The following is a 16,367-nucleotide window of genomic DNA, read 5'->3' as shown; positions in this document are numbered from 1 at the left end:
CTCATTCCTCCAGCTTTAAATTCCACTCTAAGTCTGAGAACTTAATGGGGGGCGTTGCCCCCCGTCGCGGCAAGCCGCGCCTCCCCCTAGGATATTTCCGGAAAGATGATGATCTGACAAAAGTCCCATCATCTTTCTCCAAATATCCTCGCCGAAGGCACGATCCAAAGGATCGTATCGCGTGCCACGAGCGCGCGCTCTCGACGGGTCGCAAACTCGAGAAAGTCGCTTCGGCCTAACTCCTGACGCAACAATAGCTAGTGCAGCAAAGTCAACCAGGCCCAACTCGTCACCAGTGACAGCGCAGTTCCGATCAGAACCGAGGAGGCGGCAACACGGCGGGCCACCCCATACATGTTGGCGAAGATATAAGCGTTCACACCCGGTGCCATCGCAGCCATGACCATGGAGGACCGGAAGGCCCCTTCTTCGAGATGCAGGTTGGTTCCGATGAGCCAGGTCACCGCCGGATGCAGGACAAGGGACGCGGCTACGACCCAGGCGATGGTGCGAAAATCGCCCTCGGGGCGGTAATGGCAGAGCACACCGCCGAGCCCGAAGAGCGCGGCCGGCAGGGCCGCACGGGCCATCAGATCGAGCGCTTCGGTAAAGAAACCCGGCAACGTCACGCCGGACAAGTTGACGGCAAGACCCGCAATAATCCCGAGAATAAGGTTGTTGCGGAACATGCCCCGCAGCACCTTGCCCGGCAGTTCGCTCAGGCTGGCACCGGTTTTGTGGGCAAGCGTAATTTCCATCAGCGTGATGCCGATTCCGTAGCAATAGATCGAGTTCACCGAGATGATTGCGAAATTGCCCACGGTTGCGTCCCGGCCAAACGCTTGCTGAGTCACCGGAACGCCGAGCAGCAAACCGTTGGCGAACAGACCGCAGAACCCGATGGCGATGCTGTCCTCCCAGGGGCGCCGAAAAAGGTACCGCGCGCCCAGAAGTGCCATCAGGAAGGACGCGGTCGCGCCGCCGTAGTAGCTCAGGAACAAGTCCACGGAGAGCGTGGACAGATCCAGCGTCGACATGGCCCGGAAAAGCAACGCCGGAAGCGCGAAACCCTGTGCGAAAAGCATAAGCCCGTCGACGGCGCTGTCGGGAAAGAGCCGATTGCGCACCGCCAGGTAGCCGAAGCCGACCACGACAAAGACCGGCAGGATGGCAGTGAACAATCCGAGCATCGTCTCAAACCTTGTAATTGATGGTCATGCCATCATAGGCGGGGGTGACATGCGCCGGGGTCTCCGCCTCGACCGTGGCATAGTCCATGTCGATATGCAGGTTGGTGACCACAGCGCGACGCGGCGCGGCGCGGTCGACCCACTCTAGCGCCTGTGCCAGATGGGCGTGGCTCGGATGCGGCTTGTAGCGCAGCGCATCGATGATCCAGCAATCGAGCCCCTCCAGTTCAGGCCAGACGCTTTCCGGTATCTCGTTCACATCCGGCATGTAGACCAGATCCGCGATGCGGAACCCCAGGGCGCGGATATTGCCATGCTGGACTTCGAGCGGTGTCAGCGTGACAGCGCCCCCTGCCCCGTCGATCGTCACCGGCCCCTTGATCGTGTGCAGATCGAGGATCGGCGGGTAGTCCGATCCCTCGGGCTGCACGAATGCATAGCCGAAGCGCCCGATCAGCCCCTTCTGAGTCGAGGGGTTGGCCCACACCGGAAGCCGGGCCTTGCGGACGAAGACAACCATACGCAGATCATCGATACCATGCGTGTGGTCGGCATGGTCATGGGTATAGACCACCGCATCGACCTCGCCCACGCCGGCGGCCAGCAGTTGGTTGCGCAGATCGGGCGAAGTGTCGATCAGCACCCGCGTCACATCTTCGCCGTCGATCCTCTCGACCAGCAGCGAACAGCGCTGGCGGTTGTTCTTTGGGTTGTCGGGGTCGCACGCCCCCCAGAGGCCACCCACACGCGGTACGCCCCCCGAGGAGCCGCATCCGAGGATCGTGAAGCGCAGGTCGGCCATCAGGCGGCACTCTCCCAGGCAGCCGCCTTGGAAAAGAGCCGGTCGAAATTGGCGCCCGTCTGCCGGGCAAAGTCTTCATACGCCATGTCGAAAACCTCGGCGCCAACGCGGGCCGTATGGGCGGTATAGGCGGGCTCGTTGCGCTTGCCGCGATGGGGTGGCGGCGCGAGATAGGGCGAGTCCGTCTCGACCAGGATGCGCTCCACCGGGGCAGCGGCGAATATCTCGCGCAACTCCTTGGAGCGCGGGAAGGCCGCGATGCCGGACATCGAGAGGTAGAAGCCCAGCCCAAGCGCGACCTCGGCCAGCGCGGCGGTCGAACTGAAGCAATGCATCACGCAGGCATAGGCGCCGGCGGCGTGCTCATCGGACAGGATACGCGCCATGTCGTCATCCGCGTCGCGCGCATGGATGATGAGCGGCAGGCCGGTTTGCCGCGCCGCCTCGATATGGATTCGCAGGCTTTCCTGCTGGGTCGCGGCGCTTTCGGCCGTGTAGTGGTAGTCGAGCCCGGTCTCGCCAATGCCGACGAACTTGGGATGGTCGGCAAGGGACACAAGCTCTTCAACCGTGGCCAGCGGCTCTTCGGCGGCGCTCATCGGGTGCGTTCCGGCGGCATAGAAGACGCCGCCATGGGCCTCTGCGAGGGCGCGCACCTGTGGTTCCTGCCGCAGCTTCGTGCAGATGGTGACCATGCGGGTCACGCCCGCTTCTGCGGCGCGGGCGACGATTTCGGCGTGTTGGCCATCGAAATCCGGAAAATCCAGGTGACAATGGCTGTCGACGATTTGGGGTAGGGACATCTGCTGCTCGGCTCAGGCTGGCGCGGGCACGACTCCTCCTGCCCCCGCATTTATCTTGAGCACGGTATCAAGCAGCAAGGCGGAAGGGTCAAGGTTGACCGCCAACCCGTGACGGCTGCGTTCGCCCAATGATTGATGAAGCGTCGCCCAATGGCGCGCGGCTCCGACATTCGGGCACAGTCTGGACAGGAGCGCCGCCTCGCCCCGGGCGGCCTCGGGCTTGGGCGGGCCAAGCGCCCCGGTGCGCGCGAGACGGGTCAGGAACAGATCGATCATGCCGAAAGCCTGCTCGGCGGTCCCTGCCCCGGCACGCCCACCGCATTTCTCGGCAAAGGCGAGCGCCATTTCCCGGTCCATGATCGGGGCGGTCTCGAACAGGCGAACGAGCGCCGTGTAGAGCGCGAGCCCGTCATTGTTGAGCAAGCTGTGCGCCGCACCGACCGAGCCATCGGCCAACGCGGTCAGCGCGTCGGCACTCTCCGGCATCTCGGTGCCCGCGGCTTCCAGCGCCTGTTGCAGCTCGGGCGGTGCGAGCGTCCGGCAACGCAAGGTACGACAGCGGGAGCGGATCGTCGGCAACAGGCGCGAGGGCTGGTGGCTGACCAGAAAAAGCGTTGTTCGGGCGGGCGGCTCCTCGAGCAGCTTCAGCACCGCGTTGGCGGCCGAGGGGTTCATCTCGTCGGCCGAGTCGATGATCACCGCCCGATGTCCGCCATCGGTCGCCGACATGGAGAAAAAGCCCTTCAGCTTGCGCGCCTCGTCGACGGTGATTTCCTTCTTGTGGCGCTTCGCCTTCTCGTCCCAGGGACGGCGTAGCAGGAACAGACCCGGCTCCGAAAGCGCCATCGTGCGGCGAAAGACGGGGTGTTCAGGCGAAATGTCGAGCGTGGCAGGCGGCGGCGGGGCACCGAAGAGCCCGCCCCCTTCGACCGGCGAGGTCGCGAGCAGGAACCGCGCGAGGCGCCAGGCCAGCGTGGCCTTACCCACCCCTTTGGGGCCGGTGATCAGCCAGGCATGATGCAAGCGGCCGGAATTGAAGGCATCGAGAAAGCCCGCCTCGGCCGCCTCCTGCCCGATCAGCTTCGCCGACTCGCGGGGGTGCGGTGCGCCTTCGAGGCGGTCTGCTTCGGGAATTGCGTCGGGGTGGCTCATTGCGCCTCGGTCGGTTGCCTGGTGCCAACCTCCGAAAGACGCTCAAGAGCCAGTTGCAGCACGTCCGCGGCGACGTCGTCCATCGCGCGTGCGCCATTGACGACAAGGAAGCGTTCAGGGTGTTCGGCGGCAAGGTCCAGAAACCCCTGCCGCATCCGCCGTTGCAGGCCTTCGCCAAAATCCTCGAACCGTTCCTCGGTGCCCTGCCGCCCCTTGGCGCGCGCAAGACCGACGCCCGGGTCCATGTCGATGACAAAGGTCACATCGGGTTCGGTGCCGATCATCATCGCGTGCAGACCATCCACCTGCTCGCGGCGATTGCCCCGGCTGAGCCCCTGATACATTCGGGTGCTGTCGGCGAAACGGTCGGAGATGACGATCTTGCCCTCCTCCAGCGCCGGCCAGATACGTTTTTCAAGGTGATCCCGGCGTGCGGCAGTAAAGAGCAGGATTTCCGTCTCCGGCGACCAGCGATCCGGGTCGCCTTCGAGCACCAGCGCGCGGATCTGCTCCGCGCCTTCCGAGCCGCCGGGCTCGCGCGTCAGAACGACCTCGTGGCCCGCGTCGCGCAGCGCCTCGGCAAGCCGGCGCGCCTGCGTCGACTTCCCGGAGCCATCGATGCCTTCAAAGGTAATAAAGATTCCGCGTTCCGTCTTCATCAGAGCCCCGGGGCAGATCCCGAGAACTTCTGGAACAGAACATACGCCGCAGTCCGAACGCGGGGAATGAAACCGCCCTTGGAAACGGCCTGCTCGGCGGTCAAGGGAAACTCCCGCGCTTCAAGATCCGGCAGGTTGACGAGAAGCGTCCCGATCTGCTGGCCCTCGGCAATGGGCGCGCGAAGCGGGGTTTCATAGCTGATTTCTGCTTCCACCGCGCCGCGCACCACGGCAGGCACAAGAAGTTCGAGGTCTTCCGGCAGGACCATTCCGACCTGCTGCTGCGACCCCATCCATACCGGAACGCTGGCCAGCCGCGTCCCCTTTTCCGCGACGGTTTTCTGCACGAACTGCCGGAAGGCCCAGTTGACTACGGCTTCGGCCTCCTCGGCGCGCGCCTTTTCGCTTTCCAGCCCGGTGATCACGAAAACGATCCGCCGGTCGCCCTGCACCGCCGAGCCGACCAGCCCGTAGCCCGCCTCGGAGGTATGGCCGGTCTTGAGACCATCGGCCCCGATGCCCAGCGTCAGAAGCGGGTTCCGGTTGCGATGGTTGGAGGGCACACGGCCGTCAAACTCGAAAACCGGCATGGCGAAGTAACCGTAATACTCCGGGAATTCCCGGATCAGCCTGCTGGCGAGGATCCCGAGATCCTCCATCGACATGCGATGGTTCGGATGCGGCCAGCCGGACGCATTGGCAAAAACCGAGTTCCGCAGGCCGATGGCGAGGGCACGCTCGTTCATCAGGCGGGCAAAGCCTTCCTCGCTCCCGGCGAGCCCTTCGGCGACGACAACGCAGGCGTCATTGCCGGACTGCACGATGATCCCCTTCACCAGTTCCTCGACCGTCGGGCGGTCCTTGGTGGTCAGGAACATCTTGGAGCCGCCCATGTTCTGGGCCTTGTCCGACACCGAGAAGCGGGTATCCAGCGTGACACGCCCGTCATGCAGCGCTTCGAACAACATGTTCAGCGTCATCAGTTTGGACATGGAGGCCGGCGGCAGCGGCTTTTCGGCGTTTTTCGACAGCAACACCGTGCCTGTCGTCTGGTCGAGGATCCAGGCGGCGGACGCACGGGTTTCGAAAGCAGCCTGCGCCGCGGAAGCGACAAAACAGACGGCCAGAATCAGGAGGGCGGTAAACTTTCGCATCATGGCCGTCTGTCTAACTTATCAACCGCCGACAGGATAGGCGTCAGCAAAGCCCATTCCCTTCACTTTCTTGAGCAGCGCCGTCCGGTCCACCTTGGAATTCACCGGACCGGCGACAACCCGCCAGAAGGTCTTGCCGGAGCTTTCCTGCTTGTAGACCTGCGGAACGACGCCGTTCTGGCGCATCGCCGTGGCGGTGTTGTTCGCGTTGTCCTCGACCGAGAAGATGCCGATCTGGACGTAAGGCTTGTCCAGCTTCGAAATCGTCTGGCGCGTCTCGGGGGCTGCCGCGGCTTCGTCGGCAATTGCGCGCGGCGTGCCGTCCAGGGAAGCAGCCGTGATCTCGCCGGCGGCAAGCGCCGCGGTACCAGTCGCGGAGACCGGCATCACTGTCTCGCTGTTCTTCCGCTTGAAAGGGTTCCAACCGCGCTTTGTCTTGACTGGTTCAGCAACAACTTCGGCGGTCGTTTCAGTCGCGGCTTCGGTCGCCGCCTCGGACGCCTGCGCAACTGCGGTGCCGGTCTCGACAGTTTCCGCCACGCCGGTCACGGCATCTTCGGTCGCTGTAGTTTCGGCGGTTTTGCGCCGGAAGGGGTTCCAGCCGCGCTTCTTGGGCTCGGCTTCGGCCGCCTGGGTTGCGGTTTCCGCAACATCGGCGCTGGTTCCGTCACCCTCGGCTGCCGAGATCGCCGCGGAAGCGCCAGCGATGGTCGCCTCGGTTGCGGCATCCTCTTTCGGCGCGGCTTCCACCTCGGCGATATTGTCTTCCGTTGCCCCGGCACTCGGCGCGGGTTCTTCGCGGCGCAGCGCCGTGACGTCCAGCGTCGTCGGCGCACCGGCCAGCATGCCGAGTGCGGCTGCCGCATCGGAGGACACCTGAAGTTTCGGGCCGGGATTGTCGCGTTCGCGCTTGAAAAGTGCGCCGATCACGAATTTCCCGTTCGAGTCGTTGCGGATGATCACCCGCTCCGGATCCGTGACATCAGGATACGCCACCCAGACCCCGCCGAGCGACGGCCGACCGTCCCAAAGGCCCTGGTCTGTTGTCTGGAAGACTTCCGGCGCTTCGACATCGCGCTCCACCAGCCGGCTGCTGGAGGGACGTTCCGAAAAGGCCGTGGCCTCGCCAGCCGCATCGCCGGCCTTGTCCGACCCTTCCATGCACCCCGACACGATCAATGTCAGAACCGACGCACCAATTAAGAGAAACTGCCTGTATCCGCCCATTTTCGCCCCTTTTCCGCGTGTTTTTTCACGCTTCGCTCGCCGATTGACTGCTCGTTTCCGGCTGCTTTGGTCCGCTTATACAACTTTGAAGCGCTTGGGAAAAGTCCCGAGCGAATCATTGGCGATTTTCGGCATGCAAAGCGTGTCCAAAGGGTTTCAGAATCACAACCAAGGGGCTATGCGGGGCATTCCGGACGGAGGTGTGGCAGAGTGGTCGAATGCACCGGTCTTGAAAACCGGCGTGCGTGAAAGCGCACCGTGGGTTCGAATCCCACCGCCTCCGCCACAAATTATTTCAATGACTTAGCTATGTTTCCGGGACACTTATTGGACCCGCTATTGGACCCACGAGTCCTCATTCTGGCCAAACATCAGGAGCAAGGAAACCCTGCTTTCCTGCTTCTCCATGTTGTCTGGGTGCGCCCGTAACAGAAGCACTTTCCCCTCATAGCCCAACTACCGTCCAGACCTTCCCCGCGAACACGACACCTGAGCATTGCGGACGCACCAGTACTCAAGACGGGCGGGCCCCGAGCTTTCGCTAGTGAAGGCGCTCCCGCGACCGTCTTCATGCAGGCTCCAGCAGAGAACTCTCTATTGCGCGCGGAATTGCTCGGAGTGTGGCATCTCCGGCGCGAGGCCGGCTATCGAAATGCATCAGGACGATCTTCAGAACCGGTTGTCGCACCCGGTGACAGAGGGATGGGCAAGCCCTGGCAGTTCGGCGTATAGACGGCCAGGACGTTAACAAATTCGGACAAATTCGGCACGGCAGTTGTCCTCGAGATGATAGATCATGCGCGGACCACACTGTCGTGGATCTCGCAGGGGGATCGGCAGAATGGGGCGTTTCAAGTTCCAGCTTCACGAGCGCCTTCGTGCCGATCTGTGGTTCGACTGCGAGAAGAAGGCCGGCTCCCGCGGAGCCACCTCAGGACGACATCACGCCGACGCAGGATCGCTCTTGAGACGTCACGCAAAAGAGCCGTCCGACAAAGCAAGGAGAAATGTAAATGGGAAAACTGGCAGGCAAGAAGGTCTTCGTTACGGGCGCCGAACAAGGCATCGGGTTCCACACCGCCAAGTGCCTGATCGAAGCTGGATGCGATATCTACATCCACTATTTTAATGGCACCGAAGGGCCGGAGAAACTCGTCGAACTGGCCACGTCACTTGGCCAGCGCGCCGCGTTTGGACCAGCGGATCTGACCAACAAGGACGAAACGGACCAATGTGTCGCCAAGGGCGTGGAATTCCTGGGGGGAATGGATGTGCTGGTCAACAATGTCGGCGGCATCATTGCCCGGAAATGGCTCGGTGAGATCGACGCCGATTTCTGGCGGACCGTGATCGACGTCAACATGACGACGATGATGCACGTCACTCAGGCCGCTCTGCCTCACCTGAAACAAGCCGAAGAGGGTGCAAGCATCGTCAATCTTGCCTCCCTTGCCGGTCGTTCGGGTGGGCATTCCGGTTCACTGGCCTACTCGATGACCAAGGGCGCCGTCCTGACCTGGACGCGCTCGCTGGCGGCGGAACTCGGCGAATACGGAATTCGGGTCAATGCGGTGGCCCCGGGCCTGATCCTGGGGACGCGGTTCCACGATCAACACACGACCAAGGAATCCGCCGACGAGACGATCAGGGGCATTCCCTTGCGCCGGGCCGGCACATCGGAAGATGTGGCCCGGACCATCACCTTCCTTGCCTCCGAATATGACGGCTTCATTTCTGGCGCCACCATCGACGTTAATGGCGGCATCTATCGCGCGTAATCTGTTTCGGTGGTGCGGCTTCGGCAGCACCACCGCCAAGGAGAAAACATGATCAAGTCCGACGTAATTCACCCCCAGATTCTGGGCGCTCTCGCTCGGGCCGGACACAAGGCCCGAATTCTCATCTCGGATGCGAATTACTCTTTCGTGACAAACTCCGCACCGGGAGCCGAGATCGTCTATCTGAATTTCGTTCCCGGAACGGTTCCGAGCGCCGATATCCTGGCGGGGGTCTGCAAGCTCATCAACGTCGAGCATGCAAGCATGATGGCCTGGCCGGATGATTTCGAAAACACGGTTCACAAGGACTATGTCGAAATCCTTCCCGCCGACACGCCGTTGGATCTTGTCAGCCGCGAGGAGTTCTATGCATCGGCCAAGTCGCCCGATACGCTCCTTGTCATCGCCAGCGGCGAGACCCGAAGATTTGCCAATATCTTGCTGACCGTCGGCCCCGTATTTCTATAGGTCCTACATCAGGGCGGCGCCTGTCTGAACTGCGGAAGGGAGCCGAAGATTGAGCCGCCTACCTGCGGGGCGCACGCATGCGGTGGCATACGCTTTCCAGCGCGGTTGAAACGGCCCCAGCCCGCCGGACCTGACAGTCACCCTCTGGGCGCGCCATCGCCGGTCAACGGCCAAAGCCCGGCCGACGCTCCCTCGCACACGAAGAACGCCACATGGTAGAGCAGGCGGGATAGCCCGGCCTCCCAGATGACATTGCCATCGCCGTCGAACTGGTTCACCCAGGCCGGCCGACCACCATGGTCGAAATATCGACCAAAGATCAGGTCCGCGATCTCCCGCGCCTTGGCGGCAGAGGGCGCATCGCCCGTGTCCCGGGCCACTGCTGAGAAGTACTTGCCGGCCTCGGTCAAGGGCCACAGCAGATGGGTGGCCTCCGTTACCCGTCCGTCCGCACCCAAGGCGTCATAGAGCGCTCCCGCCATTGGTCCGTCCTTTCGCCAGCCATGCGAAGCGGCGAAGGTCGACATGGGCTCGACCACGCGCCGCGCCTCGGCATCGCCGGTCAGATCCGCGTGCCGCATCAGGAGCCAGGCCCATTCATACTGATGGCCAGGTTCCCGTCTGTTACCCTCCGGGCTGTCGATCGGCGCCAGGTCGTGCCCGACGAATTCCCGAACCGCGCCGGTCGACGGGTCGATGAAATAGCGCGTTCCGGCGGTCACCAGCGACCGCGCTCGGTCGGCCCAGATGTCGTCCCCGGTCAGTTCCAGGCATTGAAGCACCGCTTCCAGCATATGCATATGCGGGTTCTGCGCCCGAAGATCGCCTGGACGAGCGCCGCGGGCGGCCATGCGGTCATCTTCCCACAGCGCACCCATTTCCCCGTCGGTCAAAACGTTCTCGACGAAGGACCAACACAGTTCGACATCTTCACCAGAGACAGCCGAAGACCCGGCCGCACGCAACGACACCAACGCGAGCAGCACGAAGGATTGGTCATATGTCCGGCGCAGCGTGGCCTCGGGGCTCTCGATCCGGGAGCCATCGGGATTGACCGCATAACGGCAGCCGCCATCGGGGTCGCGCAGATATTCGGTGATGAAACCCATGATCCGGCCGGCGGCGTCGAGCAGACGCTCCTGCCCGGTCAGCCTGCCGAGATGCGCAAGCATGAAGGCGGTCCGCGCCTGCGCCAAGGTGGTGGACGGCCCGCCCTTGTCCGGCAATTCTTCCACGACGGGCGCCGCCTTCGTTCCGGCAGGCAGGGCAATGTCCAGCCAGGCAGGAAGAAACTTGTCGGCGAAACGGGCAGCGCTTTCGCTGCCGTTGGGTCTTGGTTGCTTCGCCTCGCTGGTCATCGGGGTATTCTCCATGGTTCAGTTGTCTTGCCGGCCGGGCGGCTCGAGCAGCGATGCAGAAACGCGCGTGAGTCCGCATTTCGCGAGGCAGACGCCCTTGTCAGATGCTCTTGTTCAGCCTGATACACCTGTCGCAGCAGGTTTCCAGCAGAAACTTGTAAAATTTGTAATACGCCCAAGCGCGAAGGCACGCACTCCCAAGGCCTTGTTGAATAGCAGTAAATTCGATTTCCTCGGTTCTGCCCGCGTCTGCCCTTATCGATGCAGCGACATTTAAGCACTTGAACGGTTAACAAAAATGTGAAGCTTCGGCGCACGTGTATGCGCCCGAAATGGCGCTGGAAGTGCGTGTTTCAACATCCAATGGGAGGATGAAATCTTGTCAATTCTTTGCAAATCGCGTGCCGTTATGGCCGGCCTGTCTCTGTCGGTCGCCATGGCGCTGCCCGCCGCAGCCGCGGACATGACGCTTCGTGGCGCAAGTCTCTTCGATGAGAACCATGCCTACACCAAGACGCTGATGAAATTCGGCGAACTGGTCAACGAGTATTCCGGCGAGGACATCGAGTTTGACCTGCGCTTGAACAGCGAACTCGGCATCGAGCCCGACTATGTGAACTTCCTCACCCAGGGCGTTGCCATCGACTATGCGATCATCGCGCCGTCGAACCTTGCCCGCTTCGCCGATTCCCTACCGTTGATGGACATGCCCTTTGCATTCCGTGATCTCGACCACTGGAACACGGTGCTGGCCAGCGATGTCTTTGCGCCGCTCGAAGCAGAGCTGAGGGAAAAGGCCGATCTCGTGATCGTCGGTTATGCCGGTGGCGGCACCCGGAACCTGATCTCCAACAAGAAGATCTCCAACATGGCCGAGCTGGAAGGCCACAAGATGCGCGTGATGGGCGCACCGATCCAGGCGAAAGTGTTTGATGCGATCTCCGCCTCCCCGTCGGCCATCGCCTATTCCGAGGTCTACAACGCGATCCAGACCGGTGTTGTTGACGGCCTCGAAAACGAATCCGCCAGCCTGGCACAGTACAAGTTCTACGAAGTTGCCCCGCATGTGACGCTGACCAAGCACTCGATCACCGTCCGTCCGATCGTCTTCTCCGGCAAGTCCTTCGACAAGCTCTCCCCCGAGTTGCAGGAAGCCATCATGAAGGCGGGCAAGGAAGCCGGTGCCTTTGGCCGCGATTTCGAGGCCACGCAGGACGCGGAGAAACTGGCCGAGATGACCGAGGCCGGCAATATCCAGGTGCATGAATTCGAAGGCCGCGACAAGCTGCTCGAACTCGTGATCCCGGTTCAGGATGCCTATGCCGCCGAACTCGGCGCCGAAGAGCTTCTGGAAGCCATCCGCAACAAGTGATCCCGCTCCCGTAGCGACCAGTCCCGGACCGCCTCACATCGCATCGCGGCCCGGGACATCCCCCCTTAGAAATGAAAACAATGAAACTCCTTGATCGAGTGCTTGAGCTCTTCTGCATGTTTCTGCGTGTCACGATCGGCGTGCTTGTCGGTGTGCTGACCATCCCCGTCGGAATGCAGGTGATCTCGCGCTATACAGGTATCATCCCGGTCTATCTGTGGACCGAGGAACTCGCGACCTTCATCTTCGTCTGGATTGTCATGCTCGGCTCGATGCTCGCCGTGTGGGACCGCACGCATTTCGACGTCCATGTGATCCCGGAGGCGCTCACCCCGCTCGGACGGCTGCTTCAGGAAGGGTTCGTCCATGTGGCCGTGGCCGCTTTCGCGTTTCTCTTCATCTGGTACGGCGTCGGCTACACCGAGTTCGGCTCTATCCAGCATTCGGTGATGCTGCGCATGAACATGGCGCTCACCTATATCACCGTGCCCATCGCGGGGGTCGGCTGGGCTGTCTTCTCGCTGCGGCACCTGGCCGGCGAAATCGCCATCTATCGCCAACACAGCAGGAACGCCCAATGATCGTATCCACCGGACTCGCTTGCGCCCTGCTGGTCGGCGCCTTTCTTATACTTGTCATGTTGCGGGTGCCTGTGGCCTTCGCGCTTGGCATCGCCACCATCCCGGTGGTGTTCCTGGACCTGCGCCTGACGCCATTCCTGATCATGGACCGGATGTTCCAGTCCTACAATTCCTTCATCCTGCTTGCCGTGCCCTTCTTCCTGCTGGCCGCGAACTTGATGAATTCCGGCAAGATCACCGACAAGCTGATCGAACTGGCCCGCGTTCTGACCGGCTGGATGCCGGGTGGGCTTGGCCATGTGAACGTCGCCGTCTCGATGCTCTTTGCGGGCATCTCCGGCTCCTCGACGGCAGACGCCGCCGGCTGCGGAAAGATCCTGATCCCGGCGATGACCAAGCAGGGCTATGACGCACGTTTCTCGGTTGCCATCACCGCCTGTTCTTCGGTGATGGGCGTCATCATTCCACCATCGATTCTTATGATCGTCTGGGGCGGCGTCATGTCGGTTTCGGTCGGCGCGCTGTTTCTGGCCGGAGCCATCCCGGGGATCATGATTGCCTTGGCGCTGATGGCGACGGTCTTTGTCTATGCCAAGGTCAATGACTACCCCACTGCCGGCCGGCCCACGCTCTGCGATTTCTGGGCCGCGTTGAAGGGCGCATGGCTTGCCGTTCTCACCCCGGTCTTCGTCATCGGCGGCATCGTCGGCGGCATCGTAACACCGACCGAGAGTGCCATCGTCGCGGCGGGATATTCGCTGATCCTCGGCATGTTCGTCTATCGCACGATCACGATACGCGACTTGGGGCATGTGCTCTATGATACCGGCCGCTTCGCCTCGATCTCGCTCTTCGCCATTGGGACGGCATCGATCTTCGGCTGGCTGCTCGCCTTCTACGACCTGCCGCGCCTCATCGTCGAGACGCTCACAACCTTGAATGTGAGCCCCTTCACGACCAAGCTGATCATCGCTTTCCTGTTCCTCTTCTTCGGCCTCTTCATCGACGCCATCCCCACGATCATCATCCTGGGAACCGTGCTCTACCCGGTGGCGAATGCCGCCGACATCCACCCGGTCGCCTTTGCCATCATAGGCATCATCTCCTTGGCCTTCGGTCTTGTCACACCCCCTTACGGTCTGTGTCTTCTGATCTCGGCGGCGATTGCGGATCTGAACGTGGTGCAGGTGCTGCGCGATGTGGTGATCATTTTGATACCGATGCTGGCGATCCTGTTGCTGATCATCAGCTTCCCGGAAATCGCGCTCTGGCTTCCGAGGATGCTCATGCCGCAATCGATGCAATAGATACCGGATCTCCACGGGGAATCTGTTTCGCACATTTCAGGAGGCTGGCGGTGACTGCCGCCAGCCTCGTCCAGACCAGCCGCGAAGCTCGGCGGAGCCGCGGCAAAGCAGGGGTCGAGCGGGCAGGATATTGTCGAACTCCTGTCCGAATGCACGATCCCGACAGAGCGCTCCGTGATCAGGAACGGATGAACGGTGCGCTCGGCCGGATTTGCTTTGATCGCCCGTGCGCTATGTCATTCGAGGGAACTCGGAGGATGTATAATGCAAAGAGCGCTGATCATTGGCGCATCGGGCGGGATTGGCGCCGCGATGGCAACCCGCCTTGCAGCGCGCGGCCTGGAGGTAACGAGCCTCTCACGCAGCCAGGACGGGTTGGACGTGATCGACATGGCCTCGGTGGACCGCGTATTGGGCGCGCTGAGCGGTCCCTTCGATCTGATTTTCGTTGCAACCGGCATTCTGGCGCCGCGCGGCACAAGCCCAGAGAAGTCGCTCGATCAGATTGATCCGGTGCAGATGGCGGAGGTGTTTGCCGTCAATGCCATCGGGCCGGCGAACATCCTGCGCCACGTGCCCCGACTATTGCCGCGACAGGGCCGCTCGGTGGTGGCTGCGCTCACCGCGCGCGTTGGCTCGATCGGCGACAACAATCTGGGAGGGTGGTATTCCTATCGCGCATCCAAGGCCGCGGCCAACCAGATCCTGCGCACCGCAGCCATCGAGATCGGGCGCAGGTACCGGGATACGGCGGTCATCGCATTGCATCCCGGCACGGTCGCCACGCCCTTTACCGAGAGCTACCCGGGCCACCGGAAGGTTTCCCCCGAGGACGCCGCGGAGAACCTCCTGCGTGTGATCGACGGCGTCGGACCGGAGCATTCGGGCCGTTTCTTCGATTGGGCCGGCGAAGAGGTGCCGTGGTGAGGCTTGTTCTCGTTCTCGGAGACCAGCTGACCCCGAACATCGCGGCGCTCCGGAAGGCTGACAAGGCGCAAGACCTGATCGTCATGGCCGAGGTTGCCGCCGAGGCGGAATACGTGCCGCATCATCCCAAGAAGATCGCGCTTGTTCTCGCTTCAATGCGCAAATTCGCGGCACGCCTGCGCGCTGACGGTTGGCACGTAGCCTACTCCGCGCTCGACGATCCGGAGAATACGGGGTCGATCCCGGGCGAACTCTTGCGCCGGGCTTCCGAGACTGGCGCGAGCTGCGTCCTGACGACCCGGCCGGGCGAATGGCGTCTGATCGAGGCGCTGGAGGCGGTCCCACTCGATCTCGAGATACTGCAGGACGACCGCTTTCTTGCCAGCCATGCCGATTTCGACAATTGGGCCGAGGGGCGCAAGCAGTTGCGGATGGAGTATTTCTATCGCGAGATGCGCCGCCGGACCGGCCTCCTGATGGAGGATGGCAAGCCTGCGGGCGGCAAGTGGAACTTCGACCACGAGAACCGCAAACCGGCCCGGGACGACCTCTTCCTGCCGCAACCACTGCGCTTCGAGCCCGACGCCACGGTCGCGGAGGTGCTCGAACTGGTCGAAACCAGGTTTGGCCAGAATTTCGGCCAACTCCGCCCCTTCGGCCTCGCGACGGACGCCGCGCAGGCCGAAGCCGTTCTCGCGCATTTCATCGACACGGCGCTTCCCGCCTTCGGCGACTACCAGGATGCGATGCTGGCGGGGCGCCCATTTCTCTACCATTCCCTGATCTCGGCCTATCTGAACATCGGGCTGCTCGACCCGTTGGATGTCTGCCGCCGCGTGGAGGCCGCGTGGAAAGCCGAGCGCGCGCCGCTCAATGCGGCCGAGGGTTTCATCCGGCAGATCATCGGCTGGCGGGAATACGTTCGCGGGATCTACTTCCGCGCCGGCCCGGGCTACTTGGACAGCAACGCACTCGGCCATGACCGCGATCTTCCTGCGCTCTACTGGGGGGCCGAAACCGACATGGCCTGCCTCGGCGAGGCCGTCTCCCAGACCCGCAAGGAAGCCTATGCGCACCACATCCAGCGCCTCATGGTCACCGGGAATTTCGGACTGCTCGCCGGGATCGACCCGGGCCAGCTGCACGAATGGTACCTCGCCGTCTATGCCGACGCCTTTGAATGGGTGGAGGCACCCAACACGCTCGGCATGAGCCAGTTTGCCGATGGCGGGCTCCTTGCCTCGAAGCCGTATATTTCCTCTGGAAACTATATCGACCGGATGTCGGATTACTGCAGCAGTTGCCGCTATTCGGTGAAGACGAAGCTGGGAGACGGTGCTTGCCCGTTCAACCTGCTCTACTGGCATTTCCTCGCCCGCCATCGCGACCGTTTCTCGTCAAACCCAAGGATGGGGCAGATGTACCGGGTATGGGATCGAATGGACGGACAACGCCAGGAGACGATCCTGCAGGAAGCCGAGGCATTCCTGGAAAAGATGGAGACGGGAACACAGGTCTGACCGCGCCTCTCGATGAGAACTGGCCGAGACACCGCGTTTAGCAGCGCCGCCACCGTTTGATCGCACCGG

15 protein-coding genes and 1 tRNA gene are annotated in these 16,367 nt (G+C 62.4%); 8 read left to right on the top strand and 8 right to left on the bottom strand.

All coding sequences use genetic code 11. The features are described from left to right. Positions 1-257: 257 nt before the first annotated feature. From AX756_RS12750 to AX756_RS26875, 7 genes are read right to left on the bottom strand one after another with little or no spacing between them, the layout of a single operon-like run. Positions 258-1,190: an AEC family transporter gene (locus tag AX756_RS12750; protein WP_068311819.1), complete on the bottom strand. Its 933-nt coding sequence runs from the start codon at positions 1,188-1,190 to the stop codon at positions 258-260. 4 nt (positions 1,191-1,194) lie between these two features. Beyond that, entirely contained in the window at positions 1,195-1,992 is a 798-nt protein-coding gene (locus AX756_RS12745; protein ID WP_068311816.1) for an MBL fold metallo-hydrolase, read from the bottom strand. Continuing rightward, positions 1,992-2,795, bottom strand: coding sequence for a TatD family hydrolase (locus tag AX756_RS12740; protein WP_068311813.1), 804 nt, complete (start codon positions 2,793-2,795; stop codon positions 1,992-1,994). The genes AX756_RS12745 and AX756_RS12740 overlap by 1 nt, the downstream gene beginning before the upstream one ends. 12 nt (positions 2,796-2,807) lie before the next feature. Next, positions 2,808-3,947 (bottom strand): DNA polymerase III subunit delta', encoded by a 1,140-nt coding sequence (locus AX756_RS12735; RefSeq protein WP_068311796.1) that lies wholly within the window; start codon positions 3,945-3,947, stop codon positions 2,808-2,810. Continuing rightward, entirely contained in the window at positions 3,944-4,606 is a 663-nt protein-coding gene (gene tmk / locus AX756_RS12730; RefSeq protein WP_068311793.1) for a dTMP kinase, read from the bottom strand. The genes AX756_RS12735 and tmk overlap by 4 nt, the downstream gene beginning before the upstream one ends. Then, positions 4,606-5,760: a D-alanyl-D-alanine carboxypeptidase family protein gene (locus AX756_RS12725; protein ID WP_068312159.1), complete on the bottom strand. Its 1,155-nt coding sequence runs from the start codon at positions 5,758-5,760 to the stop codon at positions 4,606-4,608. The genes tmk and AX756_RS12725 overlap by 1 nt, the downstream gene beginning before the upstream one ends. Positions 5,761-5,781: 21 nt before the next feature. Beyond that, positions 5,782-6,921 (bottom strand): SPOR domain-containing protein, encoded by a 1,140-nt coding sequence (locus AX756_RS26875; RefSeq protein WP_438938400.1) that lies wholly within the window; start codon positions 6,919-6,921, stop codon positions 5,782-5,784. Positions 6,922-7,183: 262 nt separating this feature from the next. Between AX756_RS26875 and AX756_RS12715 the strand changes: the two genes are divergently transcribed. From AX756_RS12715 to AX756_RS12705, 3 genes are all read left to right on the top strand, one after another. Next, positions 7,184-7,273 (top strand) — tRNA-Ser (locus tag AX756_RS12715). A gap of 727 nt (positions 7,274-8,000) precedes the next feature. Further along, the gene (locus tag AX756_RS12710; protein WP_068311787.1) at positions 8,001-8,765 is read left to right on the top strand and encodes an SDR family NAD(P)-dependent oxidoreductase; all 765 of its coding nucleotides are present in this window, start codon (positions 8,001-8,003) and stop codon (positions 8,763-8,765) included. 48 nt (positions 8,766-8,813) lie between these two features. Further along, entirely contained in the window at positions 8,814-9,233 is a 420-nt protein-coding gene (locus tag AX756_RS12705) for an RbsD/FucU domain-containing protein (RefSeq protein WP_068311784.1), read from the top strand. A 137-nt stretch (positions 9,234-9,370) separates the two neighbouring features. Here AX756_RS12705 and AX756_RS12700 read toward each other — a convergent pair whose 3' ends face one another. Continuing rightward, complete coding sequence (locus tag AX756_RS12700) at positions 9,371-10,591, bottom strand: AGE family epimerase/isomerase (protein ID WP_068311781.1); 1,221 nt, start codon at positions 10,589-10,591, stop codon at positions 9,371-9,373. 379 nt (positions 10,592-10,970) lie between these two features. Here AX756_RS12700 and AX756_RS12695 point away from each other — a divergent pair, with 379 nt between their 5' ends. The 5 genes from AX756_RS12695 (at position 10,971) to AX756_RS12675 (ending at position 16,298) form a co-directional block, all read left to right on the top strand. Next, positions 10,971-11,963 (top strand): TRAP transporter substrate-binding protein, encoded by a 993-nt coding sequence (locus AX756_RS12695; protein WP_231701056.1) that lies wholly within the window; start codon positions 10,971-10,973, stop codon positions 11,961-11,963. A gap of 80 nt (positions 11,964-12,043) precedes the next feature. After that, positions 12,044-12,544: a TRAP transporter small permease gene (locus AX756_RS12690; RefSeq protein ID WP_068311777.1), complete on the top strand. Its 501-nt coding sequence runs from the start codon at positions 12,044-12,046 to the stop codon at positions 12,542-12,544. Next, positions 12,541-13,851 (top strand): TRAP transporter large permease, encoded by a 1,311-nt coding sequence (locus AX756_RS12685; RefSeq protein ID WP_068311775.1) that lies wholly within the window; start codon positions 12,541-12,543, stop codon positions 13,849-13,851. Before AX756_RS12690 ends, AX756_RS12685 begins: the two co-directional genes overlap by 4 nt. Before the next feature lie 264 nt (positions 13,852-14,115). Continuing rightward, positions 14,116-14,778, top strand: a complete 663-nt coding sequence (locus AX756_RS12680) for an SDR family NAD(P)-dependent oxidoreductase (RefSeq protein WP_068311773.1) — start codon at positions 14,116-14,118, stop codon at positions 14,776-14,778. Then, positions 14,772-16,298: a cryptochrome/photolyase family protein gene (locus AX756_RS12675; RefSeq protein ID WP_068311770.1), complete on the top strand. Its 1,527-nt coding sequence runs from the start codon at positions 14,772-14,774 to the stop codon at positions 16,296-16,298. The genes AX756_RS12680 and AX756_RS12675 overlap by 7 nt, the downstream gene beginning before the upstream one ends. Positions 16,299-16,367: the final 69 nt, after the last annotated feature.

Source organism: Aliiruegeria sabulilitoris, assembly GCF_001558155.1.
GTDB lineage: Bacteria > Pseudomonadota > Alphaproteobacteria > Rhodobacterales > Rhodobacteraceae > Tropicimonas > Tropicimonas sabulilitoris.
Note: the sequence above shows the minus strand (reverse complement) of the source record. Positions and strands in the feature narration are given on the sequence as shown.

What these genes read in the sequence shown, in the direction of transcription:
- AX756_RS12750 (WP_068311819.1), bottom strand. Translation starts at nt 1,190, where the DNA reads ATGCTCGGATTGTTCACTGCCATCCTGCCGGTCTTTGTCGTGGTCGGC.
- AX756_RS12745 (WP_068311816.1), bottom strand. Translation starts at nt 1,992, where the DNA reads ATGGCCGACCTGCGCTTCACGATCCTCGGATGCGGCTCCTCGGGGGGC.
- AX756_RS12740 (WP_068311813.1), bottom strand. Translation starts at nt 2,795, where the DNA reads ATGTCCCTACCCCAAATCGTCGACAGCCATTGTCACCTGGATTTTCCG.
- AX756_RS12735 (WP_068311796.1), bottom strand. Translation starts at nt 3,947, where the DNA reads ATGAGCCACCCCGACGCAATTCCCGAAGCAGACCGCCTCGAAGGCGCA.
- tmk (WP_068311793.1), bottom strand. Translation starts at nt 4,606, where the DNA reads ATGAAGACGGAACGCGGAATCTTTATTACCTTTGAAGGCATCGATGGC.
- AX756_RS12725 (WP_068312159.1), bottom strand. Translation starts at nt 5,760, where the DNA reads ATGCGAAAGTTTACCGCCCTCCTGATTCTGGCCGTCTGTTTTGTCGCT.
- AX756_RS26875 (WP_438938400.1), bottom strand. Translation starts at nt 6,921, where the DNA reads ATGGAAGGGTCGGACAAGGCCGGCGATGCGGCTGGCGAGGCCACGGCC.
- AX756_RS12710 (WP_068311787.1), top strand. Translation starts at nt 8,001, where the DNA reads ATGGGAAAACTGGCAGGCAAGAAGGTCTTCGTTACGGGCGCCGAACAA.
- AX756_RS12705 (WP_068311784.1), top strand. Translation starts at nt 8,814, where the DNA reads ATGATCAAGTCCGACGTAATTCACCCCCAGATTCTGGGCGCTCTCGCT.
- AX756_RS12700 (WP_068311781.1), bottom strand. Translation starts at nt 10,591, where the DNA reads ATGACCAGCGAGGCGAAGCAACCAAGACCCAACGGCAGCGAAAGCGCT.
- AX756_RS12690 (WP_068311777.1), top strand. Translation starts at nt 12,044, where the DNA reads ATGAAACTCCTTGATCGAGTGCTTGAGCTCTTCTGCATGTTTCTGCGT.
- AX756_RS12685 (WP_068311775.1), top strand. Translation starts at nt 12,541, where the DNA reads ATGATCGTATCCACCGGACTCGCTTGCGCCCTGCTGGTCGGCGCCTTT.
- AX756_RS12680 (WP_068311773.1), top strand. Translation starts at nt 14,116, where the DNA reads ATGCAAAGAGCGCTGATCATTGGCGCATCGGGCGGGATTGGCGCCGCG.